At 47.9% G+C, this 20,172-nt stretch carries 14 protein-coding genes; 9 read left to right on the forward strand and 5 right to left on the reverse strand.

What is annotated here, in order from left to right:
- Positions 1 to 45 precede the first annotated feature (45 nt).
- From R3I13_RS23790 to R3I13_RS23805, 4 genes are all read right to left on the reverse strand, one after another.
- Complete coding sequence (locus tag R3I13_RS23790) at positions 46 to 2,019, reverse strand: hypothetical protein (RefSeq protein ID WP_346320485.1); 1,974 nt, start codon at positions 2,017 to 2,019, stop codon at positions 46 to 48.
- Between the two features lie 24 nt (positions 2,020 to 2,043).
- Positions 2,044 to 3,882, reverse strand: coding sequence for a family 16 glycoside hydrolase (locus tag R3I13_RS23795; RefSeq protein ID WP_346320486.1), 1,839 nt, complete (start codon positions 3,880 to 3,882; stop codon positions 2,044 to 2,046).
- Between the two features lie 232 nt (positions 3,883 to 4,114).
- Complete coding sequence (locus R3I13_RS23800) at positions 4,115 to 5,203, reverse strand: FecR domain-containing protein (protein WP_346320487.1); 1,089 nt, start codon at positions 5,201 to 5,203, stop codon at positions 4,115 to 4,117.
- A 98-nt stretch (positions 5,204 to 5,301) separates the two neighbouring features.
- Positions 5,302 to 5,832 carry an RNA polymerase sigma-70 factor gene (locus tag R3I13_RS23805; RefSeq protein WP_346320488.1) on the reverse strand — a complete coding sequence of 177 codons (531 nt, stop codon included), beginning with the start codon at positions 5,830 to 5,832 and terminating at the stop codon, positions 5,302 to 5,304.
- 429 nt (positions 5,833 to 6,261) lie between these two features.
- Here R3I13_RS23805 and R3I13_RS23810 point away from each other — a divergent pair, with 429 nt between their 5' ends.
- From R3I13_RS23810 to R3I13_RS23850, 9 genes are all read left to right on the forward strand, one after another.
- Complete coding sequence (locus tag R3I13_RS23810; RefSeq protein ID WP_346320489.1) at positions 6,262 to 9,648, forward strand: SusC/RagA family TonB-linked outer membrane protein; 3,387 nt, start codon at positions 6,262 to 6,264, stop codon at positions 9,646 to 9,648.
- 10 nt (positions 9,649 to 9,658) lie between these two features.
- A complete protein-coding gene (locus R3I13_RS23815) occupies positions 9,659 to 11,110 on the forward strand; it encodes a RagB/SusD family nutrient uptake outer membrane protein (RefSeq protein WP_346320490.1) in 1,452 nt (483 codons plus the stop codon).
- 36 nt (positions 11,111 to 11,146) lie between these two features.
- The gene (locus R3I13_RS23820; RefSeq protein ID WP_346320491.1) at positions 11,147 to 13,723 is read left to right on the forward strand and encodes a metallophosphoesterase; all 2,577 of its coding nucleotides are present in this window, start codon (positions 11,147 to 11,149) and stop codon (positions 13,721 to 13,723) included.
- A gap of 496 nt (positions 13,724 to 14,219) precedes the next feature.
- Positions 14,220 to 14,540: a hypothetical protein gene (locus R3I13_RS23825; protein WP_346320492.1), complete on the forward strand. Its 321-nt coding sequence runs from the start codon at positions 14,220 to 14,222 to the stop codon at positions 14,538 to 14,540.
- Between the two features lie 160 nt (positions 14,541 to 14,700).
- Positions 14,701 to 15,021 (forward strand): hypothetical protein, encoded by a 321-nt coding sequence (locus tag R3I13_RS23830; RefSeq protein WP_346320493.1) that lies wholly within the window; start codon positions 14,701 to 14,703, stop codon positions 15,019 to 15,021.
- A gap of 126 nt (positions 15,022 to 15,147) precedes the next feature.
- Entirely contained in the window at positions 15,148 to 16,290 is a 1,143-nt protein-coding gene (locus R3I13_RS23835) for a DUF4221 family protein (protein ID WP_346320494.1), read from the forward strand.
- Position 16,291: 1 nt separating this feature from the next.
- Positions 16,292 to 16,819: a hypothetical protein gene (locus R3I13_RS23840; protein WP_346320495.1), complete on the forward strand. Its 528-nt coding sequence runs from the start codon at positions 16,292 to 16,294 to the stop codon at positions 16,817 to 16,819.
- Between the two features lies 1 nt (position 16,820).
- Positions 16,821 to 17,651, forward strand: a complete 831-nt coding sequence (locus tag R3I13_RS23845) for a hypothetical protein (RefSeq protein ID WP_346320496.1) — start codon at positions 16,821 to 16,823, stop codon at positions 17,649 to 17,651.
- 12 nt (positions 17,652 to 17,663) lie between these two features.
- The gene (locus R3I13_RS23850; protein WP_346320497.1) at positions 17,664 to 17,987 is read left to right on the forward strand and encodes a hypothetical protein; all 324 of its coding nucleotides are present in this window, start codon (positions 17,664 to 17,666) and stop codon (positions 17,985 to 17,987) included.
- A gap of 68 nt (positions 17,988 to 18,055) precedes the next feature.
- Here the strand turns inward: R3I13_RS23850 and R3I13_RS23855 are convergent, their stop codons facing one another.
- Entirely contained in the window at positions 18,056 to 20,170 is a 2,115-nt protein-coding gene (locus R3I13_RS23855; protein ID WP_346320498.1) for a protein kinase/lanthionine synthetase C family protein, read from the reverse strand.
- Between the last annotated feature and the right edge of the window lie 2 nt (positions 20,171 to 20,172).

Consider the following 20,172-nt stretch of genomic DNA (forward strand, 5'->3'; position numbering starts at 1 on the left):
CCGGCCACATGTGACCGGGATTTTTTAAAACATAATATGCAACGCTTACTTCAGGGAGTTGATCCATCCGGCGATCTTCAGCGCATCGCTTTTCGGCACCTGCGGCATGGGCGGCATTTCGGTTGCGTAGCCCGGCCAGTTTTCAGGATTGGGATTATAGATCAGCTTCACCATCATTTCGTTGGTGTATTTCTTTTTGGCAATGTCCTTAAATGCCGGGCCTACCTGTTTTTTCTCTGCATTGTGGCAGGCGCTGCAGGTATATTTCGCGAGCAGCGGCTTTACTTCTTCAAAGGTAGCCACTTTGGGAGCAGCTTTGGCAGCGGTTTCCGCAGGTTTGGCGGCGGCGGTTTTGCCTGCTGTGGTCCTGGCTTTGGCAGCTGCTGCTTTTGCGGCGGCTTCTTCCGCTGCTTTTGTTTCAGCGACGGAATTGCGCGTGCTTACCTCGCTCATGGCCAGCTTCGGGCCTTCGGGGATATTGTTCAGGGTATAATATCCTGAAGGATGCACCAGTGAATAGAACTGGTCACGGGCACGCACGCCTTCCAGCGTGATGTTGTGGATGTAGTACCGGCGCAGGTTGTCTACGATGATACGTACTTTCAGGCCGTCGTCAGACACTTTCACGCCTTTTACATTGCATTTTTCGGTGTTCACGGTAGGGCTGCCATACACCGGGTGATATTTGTAGATAAAACTTTCCACGGAATAAGAAGCGAGGTCTTCAGCAGATTTTTTATCCACCGGCAGGGTGAACTCGATCTCGAAGCCGTCCGGCATTGCTTTCACCGTCTGCATTTCGAACGGGATGCGGTTGTTCCATACCAGGCGCTGCAGGCCTTCGTTCGCATCGCCGGCGGAGCCCCAGCCGCGGTTGGTTTCACCTACGAACAGCGAACCATCGTTGCCCCAGGCCATGCGCAATACGCCGCTCTGGAAGCCGCTGCGGAAGTCGAATGCAACGCCCTGGTATTCGCCGTTCACTTTTTCCATCACTACACGCATGATCTTGCTCTGGCCCTGGTCTCCCACCAGCACCTGGCCGGCGAAGGGGCCGAAAGCACCTTCAGGGATGGGAAGGATCTCCGAGTTGGAAATACCCAGCACGCCGTGCGGCAGCCATACTGCGGGCGTTTTCAGCTGCGGTATTGCTTTTTTCACTTCGTACATGGTCTTGAATTTTTCGTCCACCACGTTCTCCGGTTTAATGGCGCGGCCTTCGGCGTTGCGCGTTCTGCGCTGGTCCACCTGGGCATATACGTCCTCTTCCGTGAGCTTCAGCGGTGAGTTAGGCATGCTGGTCCAGCGGAGGCCCGCAGGGTGGCCAACGAAGTCGCCTTTCTTCACCTGCCATACGCCGCCGGAACCCATCCAGTCGCCCTGGTTCTCGGAGTAGAACAGTTCGCCGTTGATCATGCCGAGGCCGCAGGGAGAGCGCATGCCGGTAGCCCAGGGTTCCAGGGTGGAACCGTCTGCCGAGATGTGCATCATCCAGCCGCGCCAGGGTACACGGCTTTCACCGCGCCACCATTCCTCGTTGCCGAACGCCACGTTGCCGGATACGAAAAACGATCCGTCGGGCGCCAGCTTCGGGCCGAAGCTGTATTCGTGGTAGTGGCCTGAAATAGGCCATGCGTATACAGTTTCATAGACGTCGGCCCTGCCGTCCATATTCGTGTCTTCCAGGCGGGTAAGCTCGCCGCGCTGCGCGCAGTAAAGAGAACCATTCTTGTAGGCAAGACCCAATATCTCATGCAGGCCGCTGGCAAATTTGCGGAAGAAAGGCCTGCGGCTGGTTGGGTTTTCGACGATGAACACGTCGCCGCGGCGTGTAGCCACACCCAGATCGCCATTAGGCAGCACGGTCAAACCGCCTACTTCCAGCAGGGTGCCTTCCGGCGCGCTCATCTTCATGATCCTGAAATAATCTTCTTCCTTGGGCGTTTCCTGCGCCTGTGCCGGTAGTTGTGTAATGAGCGGCAACAGGTACATCGCCGCTTTCTTTATGATATTTTTCATGCTGGTGTCTGTCAGTAAAGTTGGTTAGAAAAGGATGGAATAGCTCAGCTTGCCTTTCACGGGGATGATCAGCTCTTTTTTGCCTGCCGCATCGCGCACGATGGGTTTGGCGCCGCCTGCGTCCTGCAGTTGCAGGTACCAGGCCTTTCCATCCACCAGGTACAGGTCTTTATCCAGCGCTTCGATCTGCGCGCCTTCTGCGAGTTTGGCATAGAGATCAGCCGCTGGCGCCGAAACGGTCAGTTCGCGGCTGAGGCCATGGCCGTCTTCGAACACGCGGATGGCATCGGTAACGGTGCTGCCGTGGATCTGGTAACGGAAAGTGGGCCGGTCTTTTTCATCCAGCACATAACCTTTGGGACGGTAGCCGCTGCCGGTGGAATCCGCGTTCCATGCATCCTGCTGGGAAGCGAGCCTGCCGAGTGTAAAGAACGGCGTGCCGAAACGCTGGATGGCTCCCTGCGGACGCGCGGTGCCGTTGCCCCGCTCGTGCCACATGGGCGTGGTTTCCAGGAAGCTGCCGCGCCATACCTGCACCAGCATGCCTTTATCCATATCATAGGTGTAATGCACTTTTTCAGGGCTGCCTACAGATACCGCATGTACTACTTTCTGCTGGCCCGGCAGGTCGATAAAGCTGCGGAGAATGGTGTTCTGGTCCGCGGTTACCATGATCGGGTCCGTATCGTCGGGTGTAATCGCGTCGCCGGTGTAGAAGTCACGCACGCCGGGGCCGGAGATGACGAGACCCAGCGAAGGGCTGCCCCATTCGCCGCTGCGGGCATACACGATCTCGATGGGCGTTTCCCCTGCGGGCAGCTGTACTTTGCCGCGGTTCCGACCGAATTCAGTAACGTTCTTGCCGTTTACTTTGATGAATCCCTCGCCGCCCTGCATGCCGAGGCCGAGGGTGTATTCGCCCGCTTCTTTGACATTGAGCGTACCGGCGTATTTCAGTACGTACTCTTTGAATGAGGGGCCTGCGTTGGCTGTCAATACTTTGGAATCGCCTGTTGCCTGCGGTTTGGCGGTGAGGAACAGGTCTTTGGTATACTGCCCGCCGAACACGCTGTAATGCAGCCCGGAAAGTTCAGGGCGGGGTGTTTTGAATTCGCGGATGGAAATATTGCGGAAGGCCACCGCGCCGTGATCGCCCTGTATGCGGAGCGGACCGGCTGCTTTTTCGTCGCCGCCGCCAATGGAGCCGCGGGTGGGGCCCTGCAGCACTACGTTTTCGTGGATGAGCACGCCGTTCAGCTCTGCGCGGATGATGCGGGCGTTTTCAATCTTATTGCCGGAAGCGTCGAAGCGGGGCGCCTGGAAGGATACTTTCAGGTGCTGCCAGAGGCCGGGAGCCTTGCTGGCGTTCTGGCGCGGGGCGTAGCCCTGGTAGCCTTGCTGGCCTTCGGGTTTGCTGTCGTCCCAGCGTTCGTAGATGCCGCCGTTGTCGCCCGGGCGGGGATTGGCAACGCCCCAGCTGTCCAGCAGCTGCAGTTCGTAGCGGCCCTGGAAGTAGATGCCGGAGTTGGAACCTTCCGCCATCATGTAATCCAGCTCCAGGTCTATGTCGCCAAATTCCTGGCTGGTGAAGAGGTCCTGCCCGTGCTGCTTTTTACCGGGGAGGTTTACAAGAACGCCGGCGCCTTTGGCGGTTTCGAGCACGTTGGGTTTACCCAGGCGTGCCTGTACGTCTGACGCGAGCTGCCAGCTGCTGCCTGGCTGCCTGAAGGCGGATAAATCCTGCAAGGGCCATTGGGCGGACTGTGCCGCCGCGGTCTGGCTGAGAGCCAGGCCTGCGCCGCATGCATACAAAAAGCCGATCCATGACCGGCCCGGTTTGCTTTTTTTCGATCTGTGTACCATAGTTGCGGTAAAATATAAAATGTTTTGTTTGCTAAAACGATTTTGTTACGGATGGTAAAGGAAATCCACAATGCAATCCTTTGCAATGCGCAGATACAAGGATTTGCGTCTCAAAATCAATTATACAGACGGGGGAAAATGGCAGGATTTACCAACCAGCGGGGATAAAAATGACGGCAATAAAAAGGCAGGCGCATTCCTGCGGCCTGCCTGGTGTTATCATAAGGGGAACTTATTTGAAATGCAATGTGCCGTCGTCATCGAAATAATAATCGATCACGGTGGTGGACTTCAGCTGTTCGAGGAATACTTTGAGCGCGGTGCTTTTGTCCAGCCGGCCGGTGAACACCTGTTGGGCCACATCTTCGCTGTCCATTTTCACGGCTACGCCGTACCAGCGGCTGATCACGCCGCTGATGTCTGCCAGGCGGGTATCTTCGAACCAGAACCAGCCTTTGCGCCAACTGAGGGTTTGTTCTTCCGCGAAGGGTGTTTCCCGGAGGCTGCCGGTGCTGGAGATCACGGCCTGGCGGCCGGGTTTCAGGAGCAGGGACTGTTCGCCCTGGCGCACCTGTACGGCGCCGGTGAGAAGGGATACTTTTACTTTGCTGCTGTCGTAGCTGTTCACGTTGAAGCTGGTGCCCAGCACTTCTACCCTTCCGTTGGGTGTTTCCACGATGAAGGGATGGCCGGGGTCCGGCGCTACTTCAAAAAAAGCTTCGCCGTGAATGGTCACTCTTCTTTCAGGGCCGGTGAATGCGAAGGGAAAAGTGAGCCTGGAAGCGGCGTTCAGCCAAACGACGGAACCGTCTGGCAGCTTGACGCGGTAATCCATGCCGGTAGGCACTTCCAGCTCGTTGTAGCCGCCGGGCGCGGGTGCGTCTGTGGCTACGAGGAGGCTGTCTTTCTGAAGGCTGAATCCTTTTTGCGTGGAGGATGCGGGCAGGCCCGGGCTGAGCTGCTTCCCGTCTGCCAGGGTAAGGCGGATCCCGCCTGTTGGGGCGGTGGTTTCAGGGAGCGGGCCGCGCCCGGGCAGCAGCATGAATACGCCGATGGCGATGGCGGCTGCCGCGGCGGCGTATTGCCATTTGAATATTTTCCTGCGGGGGGGAAGCGGTTTCCAGCTGATCTGCTCTGCCGCGGCGAAATGATTATCCAGGTGTTCCTTCGGGAAACGGGAACGATATTCTTCCCATGCGGCCCGTGTTTGCGGGTCGGTTTCCAGCAGGTGGGAAAGACGGGCGTCATCTTCCGGCGATATAATGCCGGCCAGTTTTTCGCTCATCAATTGGAAAATATGCTCTTCTTCCGGAATGTTCATAATATATTAAAGACAAGATTTAAGGGAGTATGGGTGAATGGCCCGTCCCGGTTTTTGAGAGAAAGGAAGCCGGCGGATGGTCAAAAATGTGAAAATGGTCACTCATTGCGGTTCTTTAGTGAGAGCCGCAGGTCTTTCAAGGCCAGTATCATGTGTTTTTTAACGGTTTCTTCGCTGACGTTGAGTATGGCGGCGATCTGCCGGCGGGTATAGTTGAACAGGTAGCCCATTTTAAAGACCTTCGACCGGATGGGCGGCAGTTTGGCGATGGCTTCCCTGAGTTGTTGCTGTAGTTCGGAATTTTCCAGCTGGTTGTAAGACACGGCCAGTTCTGCATGTTGCAACATTTGTTCGTTGCGTTTGCGCGTGACTTTATCGCGCTGGAGTTTGTTGAGGCAGCGGTTGCGGACGCTGATGAAGAGATAGTTCTTCAGGTGCTGGATGTCATCAAACTGCCGTTGTTCCATTCGTTGCCAGAATTCGATAAAGAATTCCTGTACGACTTCTTCCGCATCGGCTTCATTTTGGAGTATGCCGAGGGCGGCGATCCAGAGCCATTTGCGGTAAGAGATGTACACTTCATCGAAAGCCTCGCTGTCGCCGGCTTTCAGCCTTTCCAGTAAATTCATTTGTTGATCTGATGTCATGCTAAAGTATGAATCAACCCACGCGGCAAAATAAATTCAACCTGCCCACATAAAGTGCTGCATGGAAAAAGATAAAGATTACTTAATGATGGAGAAAAAGGTTAGCTAAACCGGAAGGATGATGCTGTGGCGAAGATAACAATTAATTGGAATTATTTATTTTTTACGCGCCTGTTGTTTTCCCCACAAGTTTTTTCAAACCGCAACAATTCCTTTACACAGCCCGTTCACCCCGGCTTTAAGATTGCTGCTGTCAGCCCGTTGTTAAAGGCTTTTTCAAGCCATAACAATTCCTTTACATTCCGCTCTTCACCCGACGATACTGTTTCAATGTCTTTAAATAAACTGCGAACGCAGTGATTGTGAATGTAATTGAACCAGCAACCTTAACTAACGTTTAACAAAAAATCTATGAAACAGTATCCTGTTCTATCATTGCGAAGATTCGCAATGCTGTGGATGGTGTTATTCCTGCATTTATCCACCAGCGCAAATGGTCATCAATTCGATTTTAAAGTGACATTGAAAGCAGAGCAGGTAGCATTAAAGCGTGTAATGAAAGACATTGAAAAGCAGACGGGATTGTATTTCATGTACAGTGCGGCGGGGAGCCTCCGGGTGAATGATCCTGTGAGTATCACAGTGACCAATGCAAAACTGGAGGATGTACTCGAAACGCTGATGGAAAGCCGCGGCATCAGCTGGACGATCATGGATAAGGCGATCGTGCTGAAAGCAGCCGCTGTGAAGCCTAAAGAAAACAAAGAAACCAAAGAGTCCCTGTTTCGCACCGTGAGTGGCTCCGTGTTGGATAAGGACGGACAGCCGCTGCCGGGTGCGACGGTGCAGATCAAAGGGACCAATATCGGGACTACCACATCGGGCACAGGCAGTTTTTCCATTATGAACGTTCCTGTAAAACAACTGGTTATCCAGGCAAGATATACAGGTTTTGAACCCGAAGAAAAAACCCTGGGAACAGAAGTCAGTACAGTCTTTTACCTGAAACCCAGTATTAGTAACCTCGACGAAACAGTTGTAGTGGCTTATGGCACCTCCACAAAACGGAGTGTAACCGGTGCCGTTAGTACCGTTAAAGGTTCGGATATTAAGTCCTTGCCGAACCGCTCGTTCGATAAGAGTCTTCAGGGCCTCGTACCCGGTATGCGTATTTCGGGGGGCACGGGCCAGCCTGGCGCCGGACTGAGCAATATGATCGTTCGTGGGATATCTACAGGAACAGAAGTATTGGGAGGTTCCTCTGTGAGGAATCCGTTGGTCGTAGTGGATGGGATGCAAGTAACCCAGGAAACCTTCACCAGGATGGGTGCGGACAATGCGTTTACTCCGTTATCCAATCCACTTGCACAGATCAACCCAGACGACATCGCGGAAATTTCCGTTCTCAAGGATGCTGCCGCTATCGCTCTTTATGGGTCAAAGGCAAGTAACGGCGTGATTCTTGTAACCACAAAAAGAGGACGCGTAGGCAAACCCAGGTTTGTCTTCAGCCATCAAACAGATGCAGCTATACGCCCGTCGTCTATCCCCAAAATGCTTAATCAGACCGAGTATCTCGAACTGTTGTACGAAACATATAGGAATACCGATCCGATTGGATGGACCGACGAGGCCATAACATCCGACCTTTATAAAAAATTTCCTTACCAGGTGTCCGGGAATGATACCAGCTTTTATGCACAACCCGACTGGAAGCGAGAGATATACAGGAACCCGGCGATCACCTTGTCTAACAACTTATCTATTAGCGGTGGCACACCGGCGCAAACTTACTATATTAACTTTGAGTATACCAAGCAGAATGGTATAGTCAAAAAAACCGGGTACGAAAGAGCATCTGTACGTTTCAACTTAGACAACAAGGTGGCTGATTGGCTCAAATTCGGGATGAGTTCTATGCTTTCCTACAATGTCCAGGAAGCGGGTTATCAGTCAGAGGGGCCTTATGCCGGAGCTCCTTCCACCGACGTTCTTTCCCCACTCCTTCCTGTCCGCAAAGCTGATGGTCAATATTTCAATATTTATGAGTGGGGAAATTATTACAACTCCAGGCAACCCAACCCTGCAATGGAAGTGGATTACAACTTCAACAAAACAATCGCTTTCAGGGGTCTGACCACAGTAAATGCGGATGTTTCCTTTCTTCGTCATTTCAATTTCAATACACAACTGGGTGTTGACTTTATGCAGACTGAGAATAAAGAACGCCTGGACCCCAGGCTGGACTATCCCCCGGGTGGAAAAATCGAGGATCTCAATACACGAAATGCCAATATTCTCTGGATCAATATCCTAAAATATCAAACGCAAATCGGGCTTCAGCATCATGTTGATATACTTGCAGGCCAGGAGGCGCAGATCAGGAGCAATAAAATAACAAATATCGTAGCTAAAGGCGCCTATGGTAACACTACTAATCCATATTACACAGACGTTTCAAACCCGGAGTATATTATAGACAATGCCACCAGTGTAACGGGCAAAAACACCACACTTTCGCAATTCGTATTGCTGAATTATGACTATAGGAAAAAATATTATCTATCAGGTAGTTGGCGGCGCGATGGAGCGTCAGTTTTTGGCGATGCCAATCCTTTCGGGAATTACTGGTCGCTAGGTAGTGCGTGGATTGTCAGCGAAGAACCGTTCATGCGTCCTGTCGGGCACATTGTAAATTTTTTCAAGCTCAGGGGGAGCATTGGCCTGGCGGGAAATGCAGCTGCAGTTAACCCTTTATTGAAATATAATTTATTGAGTAGAACGCTGTATTTAAACGAGCCTGTTGTTTGGAATAGGGGTACGCCAGGAAACCCTTATATCAAATGGGAAAAAACCAGCCAATGGAACGCCGGTTTGCAGACTGCGTTCTTTAACAGCAGAGTTACCGCTGATGTGGATTTGTACTATAAATATACCAAGGATCTGCTTTATCGCATCGTTCTGCCGAGCTTTGCTGGATACGCCGGCGTTACGGAAAACATTGGCGACATTCGCAACAGCGGCCTTGAAATTAGCGTGGCTGGCCAAGTAATACAAGAAAAAAACTTCCGCCTGAACCTGCGGGGAAACTGGAGTAAAAACAGCAATAAGCTGGTCAAAGCGAATAAAAACGTGTATTCTGTATCCGATATCGTATCTAACGAAGAAGGAAGGGAAATGAACAGTTTCTACCTTCCTATATGGGTGGGAGTAGATCCTGAAAACGGACAGCCCCTTTGGTATGACGCCTCCATGAAGCCCACAGGAGATTACAACAAGGCTGTCAAACAATTTGTCGGAAAATCACAGCCGAATGGATTCGGTAGCGTAACCAGTACCATTGGTTGGAAAAACTTCGAATTGCAGGCCATGTTCTATTACCAGTACGGCGGACATTTTTACAACAATCTTAACAGCCTGTTGCTTGATGACGGATTATATCCCTATCATAATGTGCCGGTTACAGCACTGGACAGATGGCAAAAACCTGGTGACCATGCAGCCAATCCTATCAGGAAATTGAATAATACTAACCCTGGTTACCTGAACTCCACGAGATACCTTCAAAAGTCGGATTATATCCGCTTCCAAAATTTGAAATTCGTCTGGCAGCTACCGCATTCCTGGCTTTCTAAAGCGAAACTAGAAACGGTCAATCTATACGCACAGGCCAACAATATCGCGCTCTGGTCAAGGGCCGACGACGTGGATCCGGATATCGTAAACCCTGGAGGCGTAGGCGGTTTTGCCTATCCAAACTCAAAAACATATTCGATTGGTGTTAATCTATCCTTTTAAAAAAAATAGCATGAAAAAAATTCACACATCCAATATATTTGCTGCGGTTGTTTTTTCTGCTACCGTGGCTGCCTGCGGAAAATCTTTTCTCGACGCTCCTCCGCAAAACGTACTACCAAGAGAAAGTTATGTTAAAGACCTGAAGGCTTGCGAACAACTAATGCTCGGCTTATATCCAATGCTGAGCAGTGGATATGGTACCTATACAGACATATACCCTGAGCTCGCCGCCGACAATATCAAACCAGTGACGGGCTCGTCCAATTTCTTGAGGATGTATAGCTGGACACAGATATCCGATGACAAAACAGCGGAGCCTGGCGCGACATCACTAAACATTAATGGCTTATCATATGTCTTCTACAAGCTTATCGTCAACAGCAACTATGTAATTGAAAAAACGCCCGAATTTGCAAAGGAAGACCCCCCGAAGGCAGACAGAGTACTCGGCGTAGCACTTACTTTCAGAGCATATTCCTACTTTATGCTTGTCAATCTTTTCGCCCAGCCATACAATTTTACTGCTGATGGACGGCATCCTGGTGTTGTTTACACTTCTTCGTCTGACATATATGCTCCTGTAAACGGAAGGGCGACGGTTGCGGAAGTATATCAGCATATCCTGGAAGACCTGGAACAGGCCATCAAGCTACTGCCTGAAAACTCCGACAACCTAATGCTAATGAACCGGAAACTGGCAGTCGCGTTGCTTTCAAAAGTATACCTGTACAAAGGAGACTACGAATCCGCTTTGCGCCAGGCACAGGTCTCCATAGAAAAAACGCCGCTTCTGACAATAGCAAACGGCTACCCGGATGAAATCTTCCGAAAAACCAATCCATCTCAAAATGAGTCCTTTTTCCTGCTTGTACCTATGGCAAGCAAAACTTTGGGATACAGTATAGGTGGACTATTCTCTAACCTGTATTACCAACTTGTTACACAGTTCGTCGCCACGGCCGACGTTGCCGGTATCATTGCAGAAGACAGCCAGGACGTAAGGGCCAAATGGGTGACTACGTCGAGTAGTGGCTGGAAAGTAAACAAATATGCCGGCGGTGCAGTCAGCGATGTCAGCCCTGCCTCATTGTCTTACTTCAAACCATTGATCCGCTGCTCTGAAATGTATCTCAATGCCGCTGAGGCTTGTTTTCACCTGCAAAAGGAAGATAGCGCAAAGCATTATCTCAATTTGATCATTCAAAGAGCAAATCCTGCCGCCGCACCATTACAGCTGACCGGCGACCAGCTGCGGGATGCTATCAGGAAAGAGCGCAGGAAAGAACTGGCCTTTGAAGGGGACCGTCTGTTTGATGTTCTTCGCTGGAAGCAAGACATTGTCAGAACAGATCCGGCCGTTCCCGAGGCCAGCCGCCTGCCGTACCCGAATGAAAAGGCGGTCCCCCCCCTTCCTCTGCAGGACGTGGCAAAGCCAGGGGTTATACAGAATCCCGGATATTAACAGCATTGAATCGATCATTAAACCATCCAATAGAATATGAAATCATTGTATCCAATATTGGCGATACTGCTATGTGGCTTACCGATATTCGCCTCTACTCCTGCTCATGAAAAACCGATCAAGATCCAGCTGAGACTATCCGCAACCGATGCCGATGACTCTTTACGTATCCAGTATTATGACCCTTATACGTTGGAGTACCTGCCCGGAACGGATGGATCTGTCGAATATTACAAACTGCCTACAAAAAAAGATCTTACCATCAATGCAAATTCCGTTACAATCGTAAATATTCAAATGGAGAAAGGCGGATACTTCCGTTTTATGTTCTTGATGCCGGGAGACGAGGTGGCGATAAAGGCAGATAAAAATGGAATACAGGTGTCAGGGCCAGGAAGCCGGACTTACGATTTCTTTTACAAAGAACTCTATCCAAAGTTCGATCAACTTGCACTACCAAGTCCAAAAAAATATGCTGATCCGACTAATATAGGAGAAATGAGGGCATGGAATGAGTATCTGGATAAAAAGTCTAAGATACTTTACCAGTCAATTGCCCAATATTCATCCGAATATCCTTCACCGGTATGGGATATTGTAAAAGCTGCCATGATCGCTTCTATAGAGAACGAAAGGCATGGAAAATTTTTCACTGTTGGCCTTGATAAAGAGAAATATGGTCTTACACAAGTCGAGCTTAAAAAAATGTACTATTCTGAGATTTATAACGACAATCTCAAATGGCTTCTCAGCAGTAAGAAGGAGTTGCCTAACCTTGAACAACTTTACCGTGTTTTTGCGACCATCAATCTGGTTGAAAATGATATAGATGATCGTGAAAACACGGCTTTGTATGAGGATCCCTACAGCAACTACCTTAATATCTTCGACCTGATCGACAGCACGACCGAAGGACGACTCACAGACCAACTTAAGACTTACTTTCTGTTCAGCCGGGCAGCACATGGGGGCAATACCAAACTAGCCGGTGATCTGGCAGAAAAAATCTATCCCACCCTGAGTTCCTCGGAGTATAAATCCATCATCCAGAAAGGCTTAGCAGCTTATGCTTTGGAAAGTTCCAGCGGGGGAATGTTCACAGATTTCCTTCTCCTCGATGAAAACGGAAACCAGATTAAAGGAGCCGATCATGGCGACAAAATTTTCCTATTTCATTTCAGCGAAAGAGGAAAGTTGGCGGATAACCATTTTTTTCAGAGTGCCTACAAAAAATATGGCCACAAAAAAGAAATAATATTCGCTGCCGTTTCTGGGAAAGGTACTTTCGAAGAATGGCGGAAACAGGTACGAAAAATGAAAAAAGATGCTAACATACATCAATGGTATGCTCCACATAGCGGCGATCATCGTGATTTAAATATACTGGACAAGGGACCGGACAGTCTACTGTCCATGCTGTTATATCCTAAAGGGGGATACCATGCCAATATATTCGCTCCATACATGTACATAAAAAAATTCAAGATCAGCAATACGGACTCAGCACGGCTCCGTTTTCTTGACAGATACTTTGCGCTTGGTCCGAATGACAGAAAAATCAGTTCAAATGACAAAAAAAACAACCCGAATGACAAAAAACTCTTCCTGAATGATGGACCCTACGTTTTTTATCAAAATGATACAGCTTTCGTGTACAACATTCGTAACGCCTCCGCTGCTATCGATACACTGGTCAACACCAAAGTTCCTGAACAAGCCGTTCTAACTAACAGCGGACACCATTTTACCATTCCTATCAGAAGCGCTGCCGTGCCTCCTCCGGCTTTGTACCAGCAGCCTTCAAAGATGCTGGTGCTTTCAGATCTTGAAGGGAATTTTGAAAGCTTCAGGGAATTCCTTATTAATCACAAAATAATAGATACAGCATACAACTGGACGTATGGAGACGGGCACCTTGTTATAACGGGAGACATGATGGACAGGGGCAAGGAGGTCACCCAATGTCTGTGGCTGGCCTATTCCCTGGAAGAAAAGGCGGAAAAGGCCGGGGGATACGTTCATTTTATACTTGGCAATCATGAAATAATGAATATGACAGGAGAGTATAGCTATGTTTCAAGGGACTATTTTATAAGCGCCAGGATGTTCAAAAGGGAATACAGTGACCTTCTCAGCGGCCAAAGCGTACTTGGACAATGGCTCAGGAGTAAAAATATTATGGAAAAAATCGGCGACAACCTGATAGTCCATGGCGGAATCAGCGCAGAAGTAAACGCATTGGAACTGCCCGTTATAAGACTGAACGAGTTGCATCATTCAATTTTGAATTCCCTGCCAATAAGCGCAGAAAACAAGAAGCCGGCTCTAACACTTGCTAACAGCCAAGTAGCGCCGTATTGGTACAGGGGCTATTACAATAGCAGCTCCACCCCGGAAGTAGAATTGGCCATAATAGATAATACTTTACAATTATATAAGGTAAAGAGGATCATAACAGGTCATACCATAGTCCAGGATATTGTGAGTTTTTTTGATGGTAAGGTGATCAATACTGATACACACCACGCCAGCGGCGACAGTGAAGGATTGATAATAGAAGGCACTAATTTGTATAGGGCCTTGTTCAACGGGAACAAGGAGCCACTGCAATAATATCGTAGCGAAATGCGCTGCTGTATAAAAGAGCCTGCTGTACAAAATGTACAGCAGGCTCTTTTAATTTTGTACTGCAAATAATATTCCGTAAACCCAAAGCCATTAATCATAAAAAAGTATTCAATACTCGGCTTAACCCTGCTAACAGTCTCCGCGGTCACTGCAGCTTTCATCCCCGCTAAAAAGTATAATACTGCTAGTAAACTGGTTGGCAATGGTCACATGACCCAGTCTACCGCCAATCAACCCGGTAGAACCTGCCGCGCCCCACTAACTGGCGATGTATTAAACTGTTCCTATTCACAAACCGGCAATAACAATCCTAACCCTCAGTTTTCCTCAACTACTGCTAATGTAGTGGGCAGTAACTCCATTAGCTTTGACAGGCCATTGATTACCTATACCGAAACTGAACCCTCCTACAGGTTCGAGGCGGCTCCCGATCGCCTTGACATCTGATTCGGAATAATTCTTAAACTAAAAACCATTAATTATGAATAAGTACTCAATGCTCGGCTTGCCACTTTTGGCGGCTTCAATAGTTACCGCAGCCCTAGTCCCAATTTCAAAAACTAAAGCTATCAAGCAACAACGCTGCCCAGGTCACCTGACTATGTCTACCGGCAATCAGCCCGATGAAACTTGCCGTGCTCCTCACCCAGGCGATGTATTGAATTGCACCTATACGCTGACTGGCAATAACAATCTCAATGTAGGGTTCTCTTCAACCAGTGCAAATGTAGTCGGGAGCAATTCCGGCTCTGTTACCCAGCTGGCATTTACATTCACTTTCACAGAACCACCTTGCCCGTAAATAATCACCTGTAAATTCAATGCTGCAATATCATCGCAGCCAAATAATTGCCATATAAGAATAGCCTACTGTACGAAATGTACAGTGGGCTATTTTAATTTTGAGTTAAATCACAATGGCCATTGATTCACAATATTCCAAAACCCAAAAACTATTAATCATGAAGAAGTATTCAATTCTCGGCTTGTCCCTGCTGGCAGTTTCCGCAATCACCGCAGCCTTTATTCCAGCCCAAAAAACAAATGCCGCTGGCCAAGTGGCAGGCAACGGCCACCTGACCCAGTCTACAGGCAATCAACCAGACAGAACCTGTCGTGCTCCTCAAACAGGTGATGCGTTGAACTGCTCCTATACACGGACCGGCAATAACAATCTCAATGTCGGATTCTCCTCAACGAGCGCTAACGTAGTAGATAGCCATTCTATCACCGGTACCCAACTGGCGGTTACACTCAGCGCAACCGAGCCGACTCTTCCTTAATCGAAGTTGATCACCGCGATCAATGAAAAATACATAGGGAATAACGTTTCAAAACTGGAACGGTATTCCCTATTCCTGAATGCGTATAATATGTTATTATCGTACATCAATCACCATTGTTTAAATATGAAAGCCTTCATACCGAGTATATTTATAATGTTGTTCATCATCGCATGCAAACATGGCAACCCGGAACCGCAATTGTATTATCCGCAACCTGCTTATCATTCCTATAATATTATTGCTACTCAGGACACTATTAATTTCCTGGCGGATGAAGAATCGTTCAGCGACCTGGAATCCTGGAGTGTACGCCAATTCAACGGAAAAACTTACATCGCTTTTTTCGAACAGATGTCTGCAAGTATTATACTTTACGATTATCCATCTAATCACCAGGCAGACAGAATCGACCTGCAGCGATTTTTCAAACCGAATTCCGTTAATTCAGCTTATTTCCACAATTACGACAGCATTTTTGTTACTACAAGAGATGCATTCTATATGCTTGATAGCGCTGGGAAGCACATTAGGAAAGTTCCGTTCATCAGTGAGGAAAACCAGGGGAAAGGGCGTATTTCTACCGAAAATTCACTTTACCTGAAAAATGATACTGTTTTCATTTCCGTAACACCAGCTACAAGAAACGGCTCAAAATCAGCCCTGCGTTCCTGGAAACTGTTATGGTCGGTAGATCTTAAAACTGATAAAGTCACCCGATACTACCATCTTCCTGATACCTACACGGATCACTATTATGTCGGAAAACTCAACAAACACAGCTATTGCATGAACAAGGAAGGCCGTTTTGTCGTAAGTTTTGCCACGGATACACTGCTTTATGAAACCGACCTGAAAGATTATCACCATGCTTATTTTGCTAAAAGCCAATACCAGATTAAACCAGTCAAAGATTCCAAAAAAGAAGACGTCAATGATGTTAAAGAGGAAGGCAGGATCTACATGATTTCAGATTCATACGGTTCTATATTTTACGATCCATACCATGAAAGATATCTCCGTGTTGCCAAGCCTGCTATTTCAGAGGCAGATTTCAATGCAAAAAAATACGCCAGGCCTTATCGTTTGATCATATTTGACAAAAACTTCCAGATCATAGGAGAATCTGATTTTGAGAATGGTATTGAACTGCACAGGATGTTCGCTACACCCGACGGCAAACTTTACGCCCAGGTAATGTCTCCCGTAGAAAACCAGTATTCATTCCGCCGCCTGGAATACCAGGAAAACCACATAAGCATCAAGTAAAATGAAAAGATTATTTCAATATGCCCTGCCATTGATTTTTGCATGTAAGGCGACAGTCGCCCCTCCGAATAATGATACGCTGGTCCAGGACTCACAACGTCAGAAAGACACCTATTATCAATTGGCCAAACTTGTTCCGGATTCAGTACTGACGGCGGATTCACTTGCGTTTATGGTTCTGCCGCTTCAGGCTTCCTGCCCCTCCTGCAGAGATAAAGCATTGGACAGCATTATCCAATTCAAAGAAAGAGTGCCGAAAGGACATTATATCATTCTTTCCTTAAAGGGTGGTCAGAAGTATATAAAACATTTTTTTAAGAATGCCGGACATAAGCAAATCCCTGAAATTCCAGGGGTAATGTTTATTGACAGTGTGGATAAAGCAGGGGATTTTGAGCTCTATCACAGCAATCCTGCGTTTTATTATACCTCTTCCGGTAATGTCTACAGGAAAATTTCTGCCTTGCCAGCCACTGTCAAGGAGGATTTGAGTGAATTTTTCAGAGGTTACCGTCCAAAATCCAAATAAAATGCCTGGAACCGTTAAAATTGCGTTGCAATCGCCGATACCGGCCGCTTTAAAAACAACATTTTCCATCCGCCTGAAAAAAGAGCTGATCAAAGAATCCGGTGTTTATCATCCAAGAGCCAGGATATTGTTGTTGAATGGAAGTTCTGGCAGTTTCGGGGATATGATGGGCACCATGTTGCGTTGTGGCATCGTGGATGAATCCTTTAACTGGATCTTTGGGGATGGACATGTAATTGTTACGGGAAATTGCCTTGATGGTTCTCCGGAAAGCGTTGCTCTGCTGTGGTTGATCTATGCCATGGAGTCAAAAGCTGTAAAACGGGGAGGATATCTTCACTTTCTTCCCGGCCCTTCCGAATTGGCAAACAGTCAGGGTGCATGGCGCTCCCTGCAGCCAGATTATGCAGCAAGAAATAGCCGTTCCACCCATAAATATGCGATCCTTTTTGATGGGAACAATGAATTGTACCGGTGGCTGCTAACTAAAAATATCCTGGAACAAATCGGCGATATGGCGATACTGCAATGTAACCTTCCGCAGGAAAGCCGGGATTTTCTTCCAAAGTTTCCTGGAAAAAGATTCCCGGAAGGGGTATTGAATATATTACAGCTCCCATTAACCAGAATAAGCGACAGCGATCTTGCTTTTATCCATAGAACCTTACAAGTGCCCATTCTGGTAATTGCAGAAGCCAATACGGGAAAGGTCATTATTTCTGAACAGAATAAATCCGCACGTCATTATTGCGAATCTCCCATTTTGATCAAGGACGATAAAGGGCATTTACTAATGGAGAACGGTCAGTTAGGAATAGCAACGCTTATTTAATTACTTATACTTATGAAAAAGAATTCAATCCTTAGTATCGTATTATTTGCCGCGTCTGCCGTCGCAGCAACCTTGATACCTTCAAAAAAAACCACGGCTGCGGGCCAACTGATCCTTAATGGCCATATGACCTTTTCAACAGGCTTTTCTTTCGACCGTACATGTCGGGAACCATGGGGAGGAGACATTCTTAACTGCTCCTACACGCAGACCGGAAATGATATTATCTCCCCATTCCTGTCATCTACCAGCGGATGGGTAGTAGGTAGCAATTCTCTCTCTGCCGATTGTTGGGATATAACGATGTCAGAAACGGAACCGGAGCGCTATTGGTAATTATACCGTAGATGCAGACAAGGCAATATTTCTTTCGCCTTGCTATCCACTGAAGTTAAAAGATGTACTTAAAGGCCCGGGAAACCGAATTCATTAGTTTGCTGATATCGCAATAAAAAATGCAGAATACCGGTATTCCCTACCATTATATTCGCTACCGGCCGTCTTTCCTTTTCAACAAACCAATACGCCGCTCCTTTCGAGGTCAGGCGGCGAGAGTGCAAAATAACCTGCAAGCAATCCCAGGCTTTATTTCTCCATTGCTCTTCTTTTAATACATTTGCAGCCTCCAGGTACACCTCACCCAAACCGGCAACACCATGACACAAACTCAATCCTCCCCATAGAGACCGCTCGTCATGACCTGCAAGCGCTTTACCTGCCCAGGTAGCATAAAGCGGATCTCCCAGCAACTCATAAGCTTTCAGGAACATCAATGCAATACCCGGTGATCCCTCACACCACCAGTGATCCGATGAATGTTCCCGCCGTGTACCTTTCCATGTAAGCCCTCTTCCTGAACCATAATACCCCGCTTTCGAAATAAGGTGACGAATTCCTTTTACGGCGCCTTCCCTCGCATCCTTGCTGCCTGCATAAGCGCTATACCTAAGTAGAAAATAAATTACACCAGCCTGCCCGTTCAGAAAATGAAAAGTCGGGCGTGTCTTGCCCATTATCCAGCTGCCATCGGCCTGCTGAGCCTTTATCAATTCTTCCGCAAAGTATTTTTCCCTCGTACCTTCCAGTATACCTGCACAAGCCAGGTTCGCAATCCCCTGTCCCGCCATTCCCCCAATCAATCCAAAATCCTCTGTATTTTGAGATAATAACTGCGGCCACTCCTCTTTCATAACCTGGTCTTTTCCCAGGAAACCCAGCCGGTGACATTCAGCAAGCGCCATAGCAATGCCATCAGAACCGAAATGCAATCCACTATTAGTCTGTCCTATCCGATCACCTGTATATTTTTTTCGGATCAGCTCAATCCCCTGCTCAACTGGTGCAGCTGTCCTGGAAACATCATATCCTGCGGCATTGGCCCTCGCCAGGAAATAAAGCACTCCGGACACACCACGACCAAAGCTGGCATACCACGCCTTTTTAATATCATTTGTATGTTCAGCAGGTTGCGATAAATGTTCAGCAAACCACCCTTGTTCCTTATCAGCAAGCACAGATTCACCTAGCGCTTGTATACCTCTATCCAGCAACTCTCTGGATAGATCAGCTGGCAAGGTATGTCTCTCTGGCAACGGCCTGATAAACTCCCTCTCTTTTTCTTGCCTGTTTTTTTTCAGCACCTGTATAATCGTTTCAGGTGAGGGACGCATATTGGCATCTTTGTTCATACATTGCAAAATGATGGATGCAATATTTTCTTCTTCAACAAAAAAAGGCACCGCTTGCTCCAAGTCCTCCATTGGCATACCAGCAAATTTATAGGGGGATATACCCGTCCATGCATGCAATAGAATCGCTCCTACCGCGAAAATGTCTTCTTTGACGGTAGGCGTCGCTGTTTGTTCCTGTTCGGGTGACATATATCCAAAGGTACCAAGGGTAAACGGAGGATCAGGATACTGATCTGTAAGTGAATAGCTAAGCTCCATGTCTATAACGGCGATCTTATCATTAGGCATGACCATAAAATTATTAATGGTAACATCCCGGTGAACTATGCCGTTTTCGTGCAAATCTCTCACGACATGCACCATCTGCTCCAGATACCGGAGCATCTGTATGCCGTCAACCTCACCGTTACGCAGTGATTTCGGCAGGTCTTTTTTTCTGCGGATAATGCTATGTAATGGTTTTCCTTTAATATATTCCATTACCAAATAATAATTCCCATTTTCCTCAAAACTCCCCAGCAACTTCGGCATCCTCACTTTCTTCGCCAACCGCTCATGCAGTTCCCGTTGCCACTTAAGCCTATCCTGAATGTCCCGCCCGTGCTTATCCTTTGTATCCCCCTGCGAGCCCTCTTTGATAACACATAACCCAAAGTTTGTAAGGCCTTTAATGTAGATACATTTCACCACATCGTTCTTCCTGCTTTCCTTTAAACTTTTCAGAATAATATAATAATAACCGATCCGTTTGCCCCCCTTTTTTTCCGCCTTTTGCGGTACCACGGCAACTGAGCCTTCGTGCAGGCTTACGCTTTGTTCTTCTGGCATAT

Origin of the sequence: Chitinophaga sp. YIM B06452 (genome assembly GCF_039655965.1) — a bacterium.
In the GTDB taxonomy this organism is placed as follows: domain Bacteria; phylum Bacteroidota; class Bacteroidia; order Chitinophagales; family Chitinophagaceae; genus Chitinophaga.

Excerpts from the sequence above, each read along its gene's own strand:
- R3I13_RS23790 (WP_346320485.1), bottom strand. The coding sequence starts at position 2,019 with ATGAAAAATATCATAAAGAAAGCGGCGATGTACCTGTTGCCGCTCATT.
- R3I13_RS23795 (WP_346320486.1), bottom strand. The coding sequence starts at position 3,882 with ATGGTACACAGATCGAAAAAAAGCAAACCGGGCCGGTCATGGATCGGC.
- R3I13_RS23800 (WP_346320487.1), bottom strand. The coding sequence starts at position 5,203 with ATGAACATTCCGGAAGAAGAGCATATTTTCCAATTGATGAGCGAAAAA.
- R3I13_RS23805 (WP_346320488.1), bottom strand. The coding sequence starts at position 5,832 with ATGAATTTACTGGAAAGGCTGAAAGCCGGCGACAGCGAGGCTTTCGAT.
- R3I13_RS23810 (WP_346320489.1), top strand. The coding sequence starts at position 6,262 with ATGAAACAGTATCCTGTTCTATCATTGCGAAGATTCGCAATGCTGTGG.
- R3I13_RS23815 (WP_346320490.1), top strand. The coding sequence starts at position 9,659 with ATGAAAAAAATTCACACATCCAATATATTTGCTGCGGTTGTTTTTTCT.
- R3I13_RS23820 (WP_346320491.1), top strand. The coding sequence starts at position 11,147 with ATGAAATCATTGTATCCAATATTGGCGATACTGCTATGTGGCTTACCG.
- R3I13_RS23825 (WP_346320492.1), top strand. The coding sequence starts at position 14,220 with ATGAATAAGTACTCAATGCTCGGCTTGCCACTTTTGGCGGCTTCAATA.
- R3I13_RS23830 (WP_346320493.1), top strand. The coding sequence starts at position 14,701 with ATGAAGAAGTATTCAATTCTCGGCTTGTCCCTGCTGGCAGTTTCCGCA.
- R3I13_RS23835 (WP_346320494.1), top strand. The coding sequence starts at position 15,148 with ATGAAAGCCTTCATACCGAGTATATTTATAATGTTGTTCATCATCGCA.
- R3I13_RS23840 (WP_346320495.1), top strand. The coding sequence starts at position 16,292 with ATGAAAAGATTATTTCAATATGCCCTGCCATTGATTTTTGCATGTAAG.
- R3I13_RS23845 (WP_346320496.1), top strand. The coding sequence starts at position 16,821 with ATGCCTGGAACCGTTAAAATTGCGTTGCAATCGCCGATACCGGCCGCT.
- R3I13_RS23850 (WP_346320497.1), top strand. The coding sequence starts at position 17,664 with ATGAAAAAGAATTCAATCCTTAGTATCGTATTATTTGCCGCGTCTGCC.
- R3I13_RS23855 (WP_346320498.1), bottom strand. The coding sequence starts at position 20,170 with ATGCCAGAAGAACAAAGCGTAAGCCTGCACGAAGGCTCAGTTGCCGTG.